A 13767-nucleotide genomic window follows, 5' to 3' on the forward strand; every position below is an offset into this window, starting at 1 on the left:
CGCCAATATCACGTCCGCGGCCCGCGGAGGAAGACCAGGGCGCTCGCGCCGCACACGAGATAGAGGGAGGCCTGCGCATCGAGCACGGGCACGACCGGGACGAGGCCGGCCAGCACGCCGCCCAGCAGGAGGCTGATCCCCTGCGCTCCGGTGGAGAGCGTCGTGACCGCGGCGATCACGCGGCCGAGTGCTGGCGCGGGCGTCACCGTCTGAACGAGCGTGATCTCCCCCGCCTCCGTGGCGACCGCGGGGATGCCCATGGCGATGAACAACCCGGCGTAGACGGCCAGCGCGGTGGTAACGGGTGCGAGGTTCCAGGTCAGGAGGGACAGCGCGCCGAAGACGAGGTACCCGACACCGATGAGGAGGCGCGGGCTGAGCCGGCGGATCAGCACTCCGGCGGTGAGGCCGCCGAGCACTCCCCCGATCGCCTGGACACCGCGCAGCACCCCGACGCCCGTGCCGCCCGCACCGAGATCGTGGGTCACGTAGACGAGGACGAGGACGACGAAGAGGCCCTGCGCCACGCTGCCGAGCGCCGCGATGACCGAGAGGGTTCGCAGGGTGCCGTTCCGCCACAGCAAGGCGAGCCCCTCCCTCCACTCGCGCAGCAGCCTTCGCTCGGCATCGGTCGCGCGATCGGCCGCGCTCGCCGGGGCAGAGACCCGAGCGCGACTCAGCGCGACGAGCCCCGCGGTGACGACGAAGCTCGCCGCGTCGACGAGGACGACGCCCGGAAGCCCCCACACCGCGAACGCCAGACCGCCCAGCGGCGACCCGATGAGCCGGGCCAGGTTGTCGCTCACCGCGATGAGCCCGTTGGCGCGGCCGAGCTCCGGCGCCTCGACGAGCCTCGGCACGAGAGCCCTGCGTGCGGGGTTCATCACCGCGCCGAGGAGGGACTCGACCGCCGCCACGCCGTAGACGATCCACATCCGGTCGGCGCTCGCGGCCAGCAACGGGAGGAGCAGAACGCCCTGGAGGCACGCCACCGCGATCATCGTGCGGCGATGGTCCCAACGGTCGACGAGAACGCCGAGGAAGCTCCCGGTGAGCAGCATCGGCACGAGCTCGACGAGGAACACGGTGGAGGCGCCGAGCGGCGACCCCGTGGCCGCGAGGGCGAACAGCGGCAGCGCGATCATGAGCAGCCAGTCGCCGGCGTCGGAGACGAGCCCGGCCGTCCAGATGAGGGCGAAGTCGCGCCGGAGGAGCGGGGAGCGGGAGCGAGGCGCGACGAGCGAGGTCACGGGTGCTCCTCCGGTTCGTCGACCCGGGAGGCGGCTCGTGCGGCCTTCTCGGCGTCAGGGTGGCGGAACGCGTTCAGGTGCAGCGCGACGATGTCGCTTTCGTCGGGAGCATCCGTCCGGGTCAGGGCGATGAACGGCCGGATCAGGGCGTCGAGCCGCTCGCCGAGTCCGCGGAGTTCGTCCGGCGAGATGCGAAGGGCGTAGCCCGACAGGATCGATGCCTCGCGCCACTCCTCGGGCTGATCGTCGCGTTGGGCGATCGAGCGGTGCACGAGGTCGGCCTCCTCATCGACCTGCCGGTCGGCGAGGAAGCGCTCGACGGTGTCGGTTCCCAGCCGGAACGCGGGATCGCCGCTGCGGCCGAACTCCAGCCCGGTGGCCGTGGACCGCCAGGGTCGCTCGCGGCCGTCCGTCGCCTCCACCGACTCGACGAGACCGAAGCGGGCCAGGGTGCGCAGGTGGTAGCTGCAGTTGGAGCCGGTCGACCCGACCACCTCGGCGCATTGACTGGCCGTCCGCGGGCCGAAGGTCATGAGGTGGTCGAGGAGCGCGAGCCGGAGAGGATGCGCCAGCGCACGCAGCGCGCGCGGGTCGGTGACCGTCGTGCGGTGCTCGGGGCGAGCCGATGTGAAAGACATGTTTCACATTGTCCGGAGCGGTTTCTTTCACGTCAAGCGGGAATGCAGGCGCCGGGGCTACGTTGTTGACCGATATGAACGAACCCACCCGAGCGAGCGTCGGCTTCCGGTCGGAGCGCGGCCCCATCCTGATCGCGCTGATGCTGACGACCGGACTGGTCGCGATCGACTCGACGATCCTCGCCACGGCCGTCCCGTCGATCGTCAAGGACCTCGGCGGATTCGCTTCGTTCCCGTGGCTGTTCTCCGTCTACCTCCTCGCGCAGGCCGTGTCCGTGCCGGTCTACGCGAAGCTCTCCGACACCGTGGGGCGGAAGCCGATCGTCCTCGTCGGCATCGGGCTGTTCTTCCTCGGGTCGGTGCTCTGCGGATTCGCCTGGAGCATGCCCGCGCTCATCGCGTTCCGCGCCGTGCAGGGCCTCGGGGCCGGCGCGATCCAGCCGATGTCGATGACCATCGCCGGAGACATCTACACCCTGGCCGAGCGCGCCAAGACGCAGGGTTACCTCGCCAGCGTCTGGGCGATCTCCTCCGTCGTCGGGCCGACCCTGGGCGGGGTGTTCGCCCAGTTCCTGTCCTGGCGCTGGATCTTCTTCGTCAACGTGCCTCTCTGCATCCTGGCCGCCTGGATGCTGATCCGCAGCTTCCACGAGAGCATCGAGCGGAAGCGTCACCGCATCGACTATGCGGGCTCGATCCTTCTGACCGCGGGCATGACCCTCCTGATCCTCGCTGTTCTCGAGGGCGGCCAGGCGTGGGCGTGGAACTCGATCTGGAGCATCGGCTCGTTCGCGCTCGGCGGCCTGCTGCTCGTCGCGTTCGTTCTCGTCGAGCGGCGCGCCGAAGAGCCGGTGCTGCCGCTCTGGGTGTTCTCGCGGCGCCTCCTCGTCACGACGACGCTCATCTCGCTCGGCGTCGGGGCCATCCTCATCGGCCTCACCTCGTACGTGCCGACCTACCTGGAGGCGACGACCGGCGCCGCGCCCCTGGTCGCCGGTCTGGCCGTGGCGGCGCTCACCCTCGGGTGGCCGATCGCCGCCAGCGTGTCCGGGCGCTTCTACCTGCGCATCGGCTTCCGGAACACCGCGCTGCTCGGAACCGGGATCGCGATCGTGGGCTCCATCACGCTCGCGGCCACCTCCCTCCACCCGTCGGTGCTGTTCGTGGCGGTCAGCTGCTTCATCGTCGGGCTCGGCATGGGCCTGATCGCCACGCCGACCCTCATCGCCGCCCAGTCGAGCGTCGCGTGGAACGAGCGCGGGGTCGTCACCGGCAGCAACATGTTCGCGCGCTCGATCGGCAGCGCCGTCGGCGTCGCCGTCTTCGGAGCGATCGCCAACGCGGTTATCGGCGCGACGGGAGGCGGACCCCACGACCCGGCGGCGGTCCAGGCCGCGTCGACCTCGGTCTTCGTCGCCGTCGCCGTCGCCGCGGTGCTGACCATCGTGGCCGGCATCGCGATGCCGTCGACCCGCGTCGAGGACATGCAGATCCACCGGGCGCCGGCCGCGGCGGACTGAGCCCGGGGGTGGGGGCTGACGGCTCCGGCCGGCGCCTCCCGCCCACATTCGTGCTGAACGTGGGCTCTGCGCGCCGTCGCACCCCGTCCCGCTCTCGGCGGATTCGTGCCGAATGTAGGTGGGGAGGCGCCTCCCGCCCACATTCGTGCTGAACGTGGGCTCTGCGCGCCGTCGCGCGCCGTCCCGCTCTCGGCGGATTCGTGCCGAATGTGGGTGGGGAGGCGCCTCCCGCCCACATTCGTGCTGAACGTCGGCTTTGCGCGCCGTCGCGCCCCGTCCCGCTCTCAGCGGATTCGTGCCGAATGTAGGTGGGGAGGCGCCTCCCGCCCACATTCGTGCTGAACGTCGGCTCTGCGCGCCGTCGCACCCCGTCCCGCTCTCGGCGAGTCGGCACCTCCGCTGCGCAGGGAGGCCGCCTGCGGCCGGCGCACGCGGATCCTCCTCCGTAACCCGACACGCACCCGCGTGTCGCGCCGTTTCTCCTCCCTCCTCCACCACCGCGCACGGACCACCCCGGCCGCATGCTACTGTGGTCCGACCACATGGTCCGACCACAGGAGGCCGCATGACCGCCGAGCCCCGCGCCTGGGAGGGCGTGCTCGCGCACATCGAGGCGCAGCTCGTCGACGGCCGACTGCACCCCGGCGATCACCTTCCCGCCGAGCGAGCGCTGTCGGCCGAGCTCGGCGTCGCCCGCTCCAGCGTGCGGGAGGCGATCCGGGTGCTGGAGGCGATGGGTCTCGTCCGAACGCAGACCGGTTCGGGGCCGAGCTCAGGCGCGATCATCGTGGCTCGGCCGGTCGGAGGGATGCAGGCCCTGATGCGCCTCCAGGTCGCTGCGTCCGGGTTTCCGGTCGCCGATGTGGTCCGCACGCGACTCCTCCTCGAGACCTCCGTCGCCGCTGATCTGGCCGCGACCGGCACGGATGCCGCCCTCGGCGAAGCGCTCGAGCTCCTCGATGCGATGGACGACACCGCTCTGACGCCCGAGGAGTTCCTCGCCCTCGACGCCCAGTTCCACCTCGCGCTCGCCGAGGCCGCCGGCAACGCGGTGGTGGCGGCGACCATGGCCGGGCTCCGCACCTCCATCGAGGGCTACGTCCTCGCTGGCGCTGCTCGGCTCCCCGATTGGGCGGCCATGGCGCGCAGGCTCCGCTCGGAGCACCGAGGCATCGTCGCCGCGATCTCCGCGGGTGACGCAGCGAGCGCGCACGCGCTCATCCACGACCACATCAGCGGCTACTACCGCGACGCCGCGCCCGAGCAGTCGGCCGCGCGCACCGAACCCGCCCCTTCCCCCGTCCCGTCCGCCCCTCAGACCCGTTAGGTTCCGACATGGTCACTCGCCAACTCCCGAAGCCCGCCGAGCTGCTCGAGCTCATGAAGTTCAAGAAGCCGGAGCTCGACCTCAAGAAGCGCCGCCTGGAGTCCGCCCTCACCATCGAGGACCTCCGCGCCATCGCCAAGCGCCGGACGCCGAAGGCCGCGTTCGATTACACGGAGGGGGCCGCCGAGGGCGAGATCTCGCTGGCCCGGGCGCGGCAAGCCTTCCAGGACGTCGAGTTCCACCCGTCGATCCTCCGCGACGTGTCGACCGTCGACACCTCCTGCACCATCTGGGGCGGCCCCTCGGCGATGCCGTTCGGCATCGCTCCGACCGGCTTCACGCGCCTCATGCAGACCGAGGGCGAGGTCGCGGGCGCCGGTGCGGCCGGCGCCGCCGGCATCCCCTTCACCCTCTCGACGCTGGGCACCACCTCCATCGAGGGTGTCAAGGAGGCGAACCCGACCGGCCGCAACTGGTTCCAGCTGTATGTGATGCGGCAGCGCGAGATCTCGTACGAGCTCGTCAAGCGCGCGGCGGCCAACGGCTTCGACACCCTGTTCTTCACGGTCGACACCCCGGTCGCCGGGGCCCGGTTGCGTGACAAGCGGAACGGCTTCTCCATCCCGCCGCAGCTGACGATCGGAACCATCGTCAACGCGATTCCGCGGCCGTGGTGGTGGTACGACTTCCTCACGACGCCCAAGCTCGAGTTCGCCTCCCTGTCGTCGACGGGAGGGACGGTCGGCGAACTGCTCGATTCCGCGATGGACCCGTCGATCAGCTTCGAGGACCTCGACATCATCCGCGGGATGTGGCCGGGCAAGATCGTGGTGAAGGGCGTGCAGAACGTCGACGACGCGCGCAAGCTGGTCGACCTCGGCGTCGACGGCATCGTGCTGTCCAACCACGGCGGCCGTCAGCTCGACCGCGCACCGATCCCGTTCCACCTCCTTCCCTCGGTCGTCCGGGAGGTCGGGGCGCACACCGAGGTCGCGATCGACACCGGCATCATGAACGGGGCCGACATCGTCGCCGCCTACGCCCTCGGAGCGAAGTTCACGCTCATCGGCCGCGCCTACCTCTACGGACTGATGGCGGGAGGCCGGGCCGGCGTCGACCGGACCATCCAGATCCTCTCCGGCCAGGTAGTGCGGACGATGAAGCTGCTCGAAGTCGCCTCATTGGAGGAGCTGACGCCGAAGCACGTGACGCAGCTGACGCGACTGGCGCCGCTCGTCCGCGAGCCCGCCGAGCGTTCCGAGCGCGCCTACGAGCCGGTCGAGGAGTGACGGTCTCCCGCCGCGGTTCGCGACGGTCAGGAGCGCCACAGCGTTCTCATAAGGATTACCTCCTACGATCGTACGGACACTGTCCGACCATCGATGGGATGAGCTGAATGGCAACTGGCAGGGGCGCTGCGGGCCCGACGAAACGCGATCGCCGGGAAGAGGCGCGCGAGACCGCCAGGAGGATGCGCGAGGAGGCGGCGAAGAAGGCACGGCGCCGCCGGATCGTCCTTCAGAGCTCCATCGTCGTCGGCGTGCTCGCCGTGGTCGCCGTGATCGCGGTGATCATCTTCACCACGACGAGCGCGAACAGCAACGTCGCGAACCCGAAGAACATGCAGAGCGGCGGCATCCTCCTGTCGAAGTCCGACCAGGCGGTCACCACCCCGGCCATCGCGTCGGGCGCGCAGCCCACGCCGACGAAGATGCAGCTCGACGGCAAGACGGCGCACATCCAGATCTGGCTCGACTACCAGTGCCCGTACTGCGACCAGTTCGAGACGACCAACAACAGCCAGATCAAGCAGTGGCTCGACGAAGGGTCGGCGACGCTCGAGATCCACCCGGTCGCCATCCTCGACAGTTCGGCGAACAAGCAGTACTCGACGAGGTCTGCCGCGGCCGCGAGCTGTGTGGCGAACTACGACCCCGACAAGTATTTCGCGGTCAACGCCGCGCTGTTCGCGAACCAGCCGGACGAACAGACGGGAGGCGGCCTCGACAACTCGAAGATCCTGAGCTTGTTCAAGGGCGCCGGCGTCGACTCGAAGGAGGTCACCGACTGCGTCAACCAGCAGACGTTCGCCAGCTTCGTCGGCAACCGCACGCAGGACGCGACGACGAACAAGCAGCTGGCCAACCCGACGACCGGCGGCTTCGGCACCCCGACCGTCTTCGTCAACGGCGAGCGCTACCAGGGCGGCTTCACCGACGCGGCCCAGTTCGCCGCCTTCAAGGACGCAGCCGTGAAGGACGCCGGCAGCGGCAAGACGATCACGTTCCCGACGTCGAAGTGACGCGGGCGGCCGAGGGCCGCGCTGAGTCGAGGGGCGGTCGCCGATCAGGGCGGCCGCCCCTCTGTCGTGCGCGGACGTTGTTGCCGAGTTGCTGAGTTGGGCCCGTTCGAGGTGCTCGTAGTTGCTGTCGGTCGCGGCGTGTCGAGCGCAGGTACGAGCACCTCGTCGGATGTCGGGGGGCTTCCCCGATTGGTTCTCCAGTGAGAACGTGCGGGTGTATGTTCGCCGCATTCGGGCAGGCGATCGCTCGAATCAGCGACCAGCGAGCGAAGGAGACCACCACGATGGAGCGCATTCCCGAAGACGGCGTCGGGCAGCCGGAGGTCGGCGAAGCAGACGCGGGCGAGACGCCCGGCTGGGCAGACCCGGCCGACGACGACGTCGACTACAGCCTCGACGACCCCATCGCGGAGGCCGACTTCGAGGACGAGCTCGTCACCAACGACGCCGTCGCCGGCGAGACCATCTGGCCCGGCCCCGGCGACGGCAACGACGGCCCGACCGGTGGCCAGCAACGGGAGGCGGAGCCCGAGTACGACGAGCACAGCCGCGTCCAGGAGGACGAAGAAAGCGTGCTGACCGAGGAGGACGTCGAGGAAGAGGGCATCTGAATCCGCGTCAGGGGCGCGAAGCCACCGCCTCGACGACCCCGCCGGCGCTCCGCTCGAGAAAACCGACGATCTCCGGCGAGGGCAGCTCCGTCCCGATCGCGCTCTCGACCAGAGCCTCCTCGGCAAAGGCGATCCAGGAGCGGAGCGCGATCCGGAGCATCGGGCCGTCCGGCTCACCGAGCTCGAGGAAGACCGCGGTCACCCGCTCCGCCTGGATCCGGCGCGCCTCCTCGACGACCGCACGCACCTCGCTGTCGCCGCTCGCGACGCCGCGCACGAGCGAGAAGAACGTGCCGCTGTGCTCGCGGACGAACTGCACGATGCGCGTGAGCGTGTCATGGAGGCGGTCCAGCGGAGGCAGATCCGCGACCGGCTCGGTCGCCCGCAGCATGCTGTCGCGGGCGGTGCGCACGACCTCCCGGTGCAGGCCCTGCTTGGTGCCGAAGTAGTGGAAGAGCAGCCCGCGGGAGACACCCGCCTGCGCTGAGAGCCCTTCGATCGTGAGCTCGTCCAGCGGATTGTCCGCGAGGAACGCGACGCCCAGCGCGACGAGCTGAGCCCGGCGCTCGTCCGGGGTCAGGCGCGTGCGACGGTCGTGCTCCATGCCGCCGAGCCTACCGGCGGGCTCCCCCGCTGGTGAGCCTCCCTCGCTTTCGGCACGACTATTGACAGGCGGTCAATAACGTCTATGCTCACACAAGGACCGACAGCACCGCCGCTGTCAAGTCCCCCGAACAGGAGGATCGATGAAGTTCCGAAAGCTCGCCGGGTCGCACGCAGGCCGCATCGTCCTGGCCGCCGTGCCCGTCGCCGTCGTCTCGACGCTGCTCATGACCGGGGTCGCTCAGGGCGCCGTCCCGGTCTCGTTCTCGGTCTCCGGCAGCCAGTTCCAGATCAGCGCGTCGAAGCTCGAGGGAACCGGGTTCTCGCAGTACGCCGGCGTCGCCCCGGACACCGCCGGCAAGCAGCACCAGGTCGCGATCGCGAACATCAAGTCGGCGACGCTCTCCGATCTCTGCCAGTCCGTCGTCACCGACACCCCGCTCGGCAAGGTCGGCATGCTCATCACCGCGGGCGGCGGCGGCAACCCGGCCTCCGCCTCGGACCTGCAGATCGGCATGACCGACCTCAAGGGCGACTCGCAGTTCCACAACATCCGGATCGGCGTCGACGCCTCCACCGTCAACACGGCCGCCAAGGGCTCCGCGGGCGACTTCGCGCAGGACGCCGACACCGTCACCATCTCGCACCTCGAGCAGACGGCCTGGAGCACGCAGGCGTCGGTCTTCACGCTCAGCGGCATGCACGTCCAGCTCACCGACGGATCGAAGGGGTGCTTCTGATCGTGGCCGCCCACGCGGAGACGACAGCGGGAGGCACGGCCGACGTCCGCACCGGGCGCGCGGCCCGGGAGCGGTTCCGCGCCTGGAGGCGGGAACGCCCGTTCGTCGGAGGCGCGCTGACCGCGCTCGGCGGGATCGAGCTGTTCTTCTCGGGCCAGCTGGATGTGGGCAAGATCCACGTCCAGCTCGGCATCGAGGGGCTCCAGGCGACGGTCATCCCGATCCTGCTCGTGCTGCTCGGCGTGCTGGCGATCGCCATGCCCGCGCACCGCATCTTCTACGGGGTGATCGCGCTCGCCGTCGCCGTCTACTCCCTGGTCGGCGTCAACCTCGGCGGCTTCTTCATCGGGATGCTGCTGAGCACCATCGGGGGCATCCTCACGGTGGCGTGGATGCCGAAGGGCGCCGGGCCCACGCCGGAGCGCCCGAGCGACGGGAGCGAGGAGGCGTGAGCCGGCCGCGTAACGGCGTCGCTGCCGGCGCCCTCGTCGCGTGCCTCACGGCGGGTGTCTCAGGCATCGGAGCGGCTCCGATCTCGACGGTGGCGCCGTCAGATCTCTGCATCCCACTGTTCAGCGCTTGCGGGTCGCCGAGTCCCAGCCCGAGCCCGACGTCGGCCCCCAAGCCCTCGTCGGGGGTCCCCGGCCTTCCGACCCTCCCGGCGCCGGCGGCCCCGGGAGCGCCAGGAGCCCCGCTCCCGACGCCGACCCCGGCCGCGCCGGCGCCCCTGCCCGGCGGCCCCGACAACGCGACGGTGTTCACGGAGCCTCCGGCACAGCTCGGCAGCCAGTCGCTCTCCTTCTCGGGCCTCAAGGGCATCAGCGTCGTGACGGTCCCGCTGGCCGACGGGAGCCGCGTGCCCGTGCTGAAGATCTCCGCCGACAGCATCACGATCGACGGCTTCAGCCTGACCGTCCGGAAGGCGAGCGGCCCCTCCCTGTCGACGACGGCGGACAAGATGACCCTGACGGGCGATGTGAACGTGTACCTCGACTCGGTCACGGCGACCGGCGAGGACGGCAAGTCGATCACGCTCGGCGCTGCGACCCCACCCCCGCAGGACGGCGTCCCGGTACACCTCCTCCGGGCCACGCTGGGCCTGGTGGGTGCCACCGCGGACGACATCTCCTATACGAACACCAAGCAGCACCTGAGCGAGTAGCCTCACGACGGCAGTCCATGAACCTGCATCGTCGGCCGGGCGAACGCCTGGTTAACAACCGCTGCGAAAGCGCTCAAGGTCCCCTTTTCGGGGGACACAGGCCGTTGCCCTCGTGGTTGTGTGGTGGACCGTGAACGTCAACCGCAGACAATTCCTGACCGTGGCCGGCGGCACGGCTGCCGGGGCGCTCGCGGCGGGCGCCGCGGTAGCGGCCCAGGGGGCGACGCCGAGCGCTGGGGCCACCTCGACCCTTCCGTCGCCCTCCGCCTCCGGTATCGATCACATCATCGTCGTGATGATGGAGAACCGCTCCTTCGACCACCTCGTCGGCTGGTTGCCCGGCGCGTCCGGGCTGCCCGCCGGGCTCCGCTACATCGACCGCTACGGGTTCCCGCACGCACCCCATCACCTCGGCGACTTCCAGGGATGCGGGCACCCCGATCCCGACCACTCGTACGAGGGAGGCCGCATCGAGCTGAACAGCGGCAAGTGCGACGGGTGGCTGCGAGCGGGCGAGAACGACGACTTCTCGATCGGCTTCTACGACCAGGCGGATCTCGGGTTCTGGGGCCAGGCGGCGCCGCAGTGGACGGTCTGCGACCAGTACTTCGCGGCCACCCTCGCCGAGACATACCCGAACCGGTTCTACCAGCACTCGGCGCAGACCGACCGCCTCCACAATTCGACGGCGACGGCAACGATGCCCACCATCTGGGACAACCTCGCCGCCGCTGGCGTCAGCGGCAAGTACTACTTCAACGATGTGCCCTTCGTCGCCCTGTGGGGGACCAAGTACCTCGGGATCTCGCACCCGTACGCCGAGTTCCTCGCCGATTGCGCGAGCGGCTCGCTCCCGGCCGTCTCGTTCATCGACCCGCGGTTCGAGGACGAGTCGTCGGGCACGTCCGGCGACGACCACCCGCGCGCCGACATCCGGAGCGGCGAGCTGTTCCTCGACGAGATCTACCGCGCGGTCACCACCTCACCCGCGTGGAGCCGCACCATGCTCGTCATCAACTACGACGAGTGGGGCGGGTTCTTCGACCACGTGCCTCCCGCGGTCGCGCCGGACGCGAACCCCGCGACCGGGCAGCGCGGGTTCCGCGTGCCCGCGATGGTGGTGTCGCCGCGGGCTCGTCGCGGCTACGTCGCGCACGGCGTCTACGACCACACCTCCGTGCTGAAGGCGATCGAGTGGAGGTTCGGCCTCCCCGCCCTCACCCCTCGCGACGCCGCAGCCCGAAACATCGCGGAGGTGCTCGACTTCACCTCGACCCCGAACCTGAACGCGCCCGTGTACACGGTGCCTCCCTACGTGGCGGGACCCGCGTGCAGCCCGGTGGGTCCGCCTCCCGCGGAAGAGTGGGCGCCCCTCAAGCAGAAAGCGATCGCCGAAGGATGGAGTCTCTCGTGACCGGCCGCAGACCCCGCAACCGTACCCGTACCCGCGTCACCGGCGCGCTGGCGGCCCTGGCCGCCGCCGTCCTCGGTGTCGCGGCCGTTGCCGTCCCCGGCGGGCTGACGGCGGTGCACGCCTCGACGACGAGCTCGTACCTCCCCGGTGCGAAGCACTTCTTCGTGATCAACCTCGAGAACAAGGGCTACTCCGAAACCTGGGGCCCGAACTCGGCCGCGCCCTACCTCTCGCAGACGCTGCGGAGTCAGGGCGTGCTGCTCAACTCCTACTACGGGACGGCGCACAACTCGCAGCCCAACTACGTCGCCGAGATCTCAGGGCAGGGTCCGAACCCGCAGATGCAGGCCGATTGCCAGACGTACTCGCCGTTCGTCGGCGCCGGGACGATCGCGCCGGGCCAGGCGGTCGGCGACGGCTGCGTGTTCCCGTCGACCGTCAAGACGGTCGCCGACCAGCTCACGGCCGCCGGCCGCACCTGGAAGGGCTACATGGAGGACATGGGCACCCCCTGCCGCCACCCGGCCCTCGGCGCAATCGACGACACGCAGAAGGCGAAGGTCGGCGACGAGTACGCCGCGCGGCACAACCCCTTCGTGTACTTCCAGAGCATCACCGGGTCGGCCGACTGCGCCAAGAACGACGTCGATCTCTCGCAGCTGAAGACCGACCTCGCCTCGGTCGGCACGACGCCGAACCTGTCGCTCATCACGCCGAACCTCTGCGACGACGGCCACGACTCGCCGTGCGTCGACGGCCGGCCAGGAGGCCTGGCGAGCGCGGACGCGTGGCTGAAGCAGTGGGTGCCTGTGATCACCTCCTCCCCCGCGTTCAAGCAGGACGGCGTGCTCGTGATCACGTTCGACGAGTCGGAGGGCCCGCAGTCGGACGCCTCCAGCTGCTGCGGCGAGGGCCCCGGCCCGAACAGCCCGCAGCCGGGCATCACCGGTTCGGGAGGCGGACTCGTCGGCGCCCTCGTGCTCTCGCCGTTCGTGAAGGGAGGGACGTGGTCGACGACTCCGTACAACCACTACAGCCTGCTGGCGAGCATCGAGGACACGTTCTCGCTGCCGTACCTCGGGTACGCAGGGCAGACGGGCCTCAACCGCTTCGGGCTGGACGTGTACAACGGCAAGCTCTGAGGCCTTGATTCGTCGCATTCAGCCCCGGGAGGAGCGGCGCCAGCGGCGGCGCTCCCGCCAGGACATGGCCGCGTAGGCCTCGGCCTCGGCCTTCCTCCGCTCCTCCGCCTGGCGGAGGCGCTCCTCCCGGCGGCGACGCCACCGCTCGACCTCGTCGTCGACGTCTCGCGTGGGCGTGATCACGGGAGGGCCGCCCTGCAGCTGGCGCCGCGCCTCCACGATGCGGCGGTTGAAGTCGTCGAGGTGCTCGCGGACGGCGCGCTCGCTGCCGAGGCGGTCGAGGCGCGCCTCCAGCTCCTGGTCCTCGGTGCGGAGCATGAGCGCGGGAGGGCCGAGGCCGGTCAGCTGCTCGCGCTCGATCTTGCGGCGGATCCACCAGTCCGGGTCGTGCGTGCCGCCGAGGCCCGGCAGCGGCTTGCCCGCGCCCGGGAGGTTGTCGAAGTCGCCCCGGCGGATCGCCTGCTGGATCGAGTTCTCGATGATCATCGCCCGCTGCTCCATCGTGGGCTGGCCGGCGGTGTTCTCCTCGATCTCCTCGCCGCGGGCCTCCGCGTCGCGGCGGACCCGGTAGCGCGCGGCGGCGACGATCGGGTCGATCTGGGGCGCGCGCCCGCTGTCGCTTCGGTGCCGGGACCCCCCTGGGCGTGTCTCCGACATGCGCCCTGCTCGGTCGTCCGCGTCGTGCTGTGCGGCCATGCCTCCAGCGTACGCCGGCGCCGGGGAGGTCCCGTCGGCCGCCCGGGGCACGCATCGCGGTGAGCGACAGCGCGCTCGACGAGCTGGCCTCTGTCGTCTGAGCGCCGGATTCGAAACTGCGTGTGATCGCACGGGTTGACTTCTCGTGCACGCCGGTTAATGTGTGCACTAAGCAACCGGATGGCAGGCCGGACCGCAGGGGGCGGACGGCAGTACTGCATTCCCGGTAGGTGGTGGCCGGCATTTCGGGTGAGCCGGTCACCACCGAAGCTCTTCGGGACCCACCCGTCCGCGGGGACTCGACGGAGGGACGCGGCCGGGTCAGCGGCAGGCACACCTGTCGAAGCGGGACACGGGGGTGG

14 protein-coding genes are annotated in these 13767 nt (G+C 70.4%); 10 read left to right on the forward strand and 4 right to left on the reverse strand.

The window, feature by feature from the left end; genetic code table 11:
* Positions 1–8: 8 nt before the first annotated feature.
* Both FPT20_RS10900 and FPT20_RS10905 read right to left on the reverse strand, forming a co-directional pair.
* Positions 9–1250, reverse strand: coding sequence for an MFS transporter (locus FPT20_RS10900; RefSeq protein ID WP_158865188.1), 1242 nt, complete (start codon positions 1248–1250; stop codon positions 9–11).
* Entirely contained in the window at positions 1247–1888 is a 642-nt protein-coding gene (locus tag FPT20_RS10905) for an ArsR/SmtB family transcription factor (protein ID WP_158865190.1), read from the reverse strand. The genes FPT20_RS10900 and FPT20_RS10905 overlap by 4 nt, the downstream gene beginning before the upstream one ends.
* Positions 1889–1962: 74 nt before the next feature.
* Here FPT20_RS10905 and FPT20_RS10910 point away from each other — a divergent pair, with 74 nt between their 5' ends.
* The 5 genes from FPT20_RS10910 to FPT20_RS10930 all read left to right on the forward strand — a co-directional run bounded on the left by FPT20_RS10910 (position 1963) and on the right by FPT20_RS10930 (position 7648).
* Positions 1963–3408 carry an MDR family MFS transporter gene (locus FPT20_RS10910; RefSeq protein WP_158865192.1) on the forward strand — a complete coding sequence of 482 codons (1446 nt, stop codon included), beginning with the start codon at positions 1963–1965 and terminating at the stop codon, positions 3406–3408.
* 565 nt (positions 3409–3973) lie between these two features.
* On the forward strand, positions 3974–4735 hold the full coding sequence (locus FPT20_RS10915) for a FadR/GntR family transcriptional regulator (RefSeq protein WP_158865194.1): 762 nt from the start codon (positions 3974–3976) through the stop codon (positions 4733–4735).
* Between the two features lie 8 nt (positions 4736–4743).
* Positions 4744–6024, forward strand: a complete 1281-nt coding sequence (locus FPT20_RS10920) for an alpha-hydroxy acid oxidase (protein WP_158865196.1) — start codon at positions 4744–4746, stop codon at positions 6022–6024.
* Between the two features lie 107 nt (positions 6025–6131).
* Positions 6132–7037 (forward strand): DsbA family protein, encoded by a 906-nt coding sequence (locus FPT20_RS10925; protein ID WP_233265478.1) that lies wholly within the window; start codon positions 6132–6134, stop codon positions 7035–7037.
* 218 nt (positions 7038–7255) lie between these two features.
* Positions 7256–7648, forward strand: coding sequence for a hypothetical protein (locus tag FPT20_RS10930; RefSeq protein WP_233265479.1), 393 nt, complete (start codon positions 7256–7258; stop codon positions 7646–7648).
* A gap of 7 nt (positions 7649–7655) precedes the next feature.
* Here the strand turns inward: FPT20_RS10930 and FPT20_RS10935 are convergent, their stop codons facing one another.
* Positions 7656–8252 (reverse strand): TetR/AcrR family transcriptional regulator, encoded by a 597-nt coding sequence (locus FPT20_RS10935; RefSeq protein WP_158865198.1) that lies wholly within the window; start codon positions 8250–8252, stop codon positions 7656–7658.
* A gap of 142 nt (positions 8253–8394) precedes the next feature.
* Here FPT20_RS10935 and FPT20_RS10940 point away from each other — a divergent pair, with 142 nt between their 5' ends.
* The 5 genes from FPT20_RS10940 to FPT20_RS10960 all read left to right on the forward strand — a co-directional run bounded on the left by FPT20_RS10940 (position 8395) and on the right by FPT20_RS10960 (position 12709).
* On the forward strand, positions 8395–8991 hold the full coding sequence (locus FPT20_RS10940) for a DUF6230 family protein (protein ID WP_158865200.1): 597 nt from the start codon (positions 8395–8397) through the stop codon (positions 8989–8991).
* A complete protein-coding gene (locus FPT20_RS10945; protein WP_233265480.1) occupies positions 8982–9443 on the forward strand; it encodes a DUF6114 domain-containing protein in 462 nt (153 codons plus the stop codon). The genes FPT20_RS10940 and FPT20_RS10945 overlap by 10 nt, the downstream gene beginning before the upstream one ends.
* On the forward strand, positions 9440–10153 hold the full coding sequence (locus FPT20_RS10950; protein ID WP_158865202.1) for a hypothetical protein: 714 nt from the start codon (positions 9440–9442) through the stop codon (positions 10151–10153). The genes FPT20_RS10945 and FPT20_RS10950 overlap by 4 nt, the downstream gene beginning before the upstream one ends.
* A 160-nt stretch (positions 10154–10313) precedes the next feature.
* Complete coding sequence (locus tag FPT20_RS10955) at positions 10314–11567, forward strand: alkaline phosphatase family protein (RefSeq protein ID WP_233265481.1); 1254 nt, start codon at positions 10314–10316, stop codon at positions 11565–11567.
* Positions 11564–12709, forward strand: a complete 1146-nt coding sequence (locus FPT20_RS10960; RefSeq protein ID WP_233265482.1) for an alkaline phosphatase family protein — start codon at positions 11564–11566, stop codon at positions 12707–12709. Before FPT20_RS10955 ends, FPT20_RS10960 begins: the two co-directional genes overlap by 4 nt.
* An 18-nt stretch (positions 12710–12727) precedes the next feature.
* On the opposite strand, the gene FPT20_RS10965 is transcribed toward FPT20_RS10960, so the two are convergent.
* Complete coding sequence (locus tag FPT20_RS10965; protein WP_158868078.1) at positions 12728–13366, reverse strand: J-domain-containing protein; 639 nt, start codon at positions 13364–13366, stop codon at positions 12728–12730.
* Positions 13367–13767 lie beyond the last annotated feature (401 nt).

It is taken from the genome of Leifsonia sp. AG29, from assembly GCF_009765225.1.
GTDB lineage: Bacteria > Actinomycetota > Actinomycetes > Actinomycetales > Microbacteriaceae > Leifsonia.

What these genes read in the sequence shown, in the direction of transcription:
- FPT20_RS10940 (WP_158865200.1), top strand. Translation starts at nt 8,395, where the DNA reads ATGAAGTTCCGAAAGCTCGCCGGGTCGCACGCAGGCCGCATCGTCCTG.
- FPT20_RS10930 (WP_233265479.1), top strand. Translation starts at nt 7,256, where the DNA reads ATGTTCGCCGCATTCGGGCAGGCGATCGCTCGAATCAGCGACCAGCGA.
- FPT20_RS10920 (WP_158865196.1), top strand. Translation starts at nt 4,744, where the DNA reads ATGGTCACTCGCCAACTCCCGAAGCCCGCCGAGCTGCTCGAGCTCATG.
- FPT20_RS10925 (WP_233265478.1), top strand. Translation starts at nt 6,132, where the DNA reads ATGGCAACTGGCAGGGGCGCTGCGGGCCCGACGAAACGCGATCGCCGG.
- FPT20_RS10905 (WP_158865190.1), bottom strand. Translation starts at nt 1,888, where the DNA reads ATGTCTTTCACATCGGCTCGCCCCGAGCACCGCACGACGGTCACCGAC.
- FPT20_RS10915 (WP_158865194.1), top strand. Translation starts at nt 3,974, where the DNA reads ATGACCGCCGAGCCCCGCGCCTGGGAGGGCGTGCTCGCGCACATCGAG.
- FPT20_RS10965 (WP_158868078.1), bottom strand. Translation starts at nt 13,366, where the DNA reads ATGTCGGAGACACGCCCAGGGGGGTCCCGGCACCGAAGCGACAGCGGG.
- FPT20_RS10910 (WP_158865192.1), top strand. Translation starts at nt 1,963, where the DNA reads ATGAACGAACCCACCCGAGCGAGCGTCGGCTTCCGGTCGGAGCGCGGC.
- FPT20_RS10935 (WP_158865198.1), bottom strand. Translation starts at nt 8,252, where the DNA reads ATGGAGCACGACCGTCGCACGCGCCTGACCCCGGACGAGCGCCGGGCT.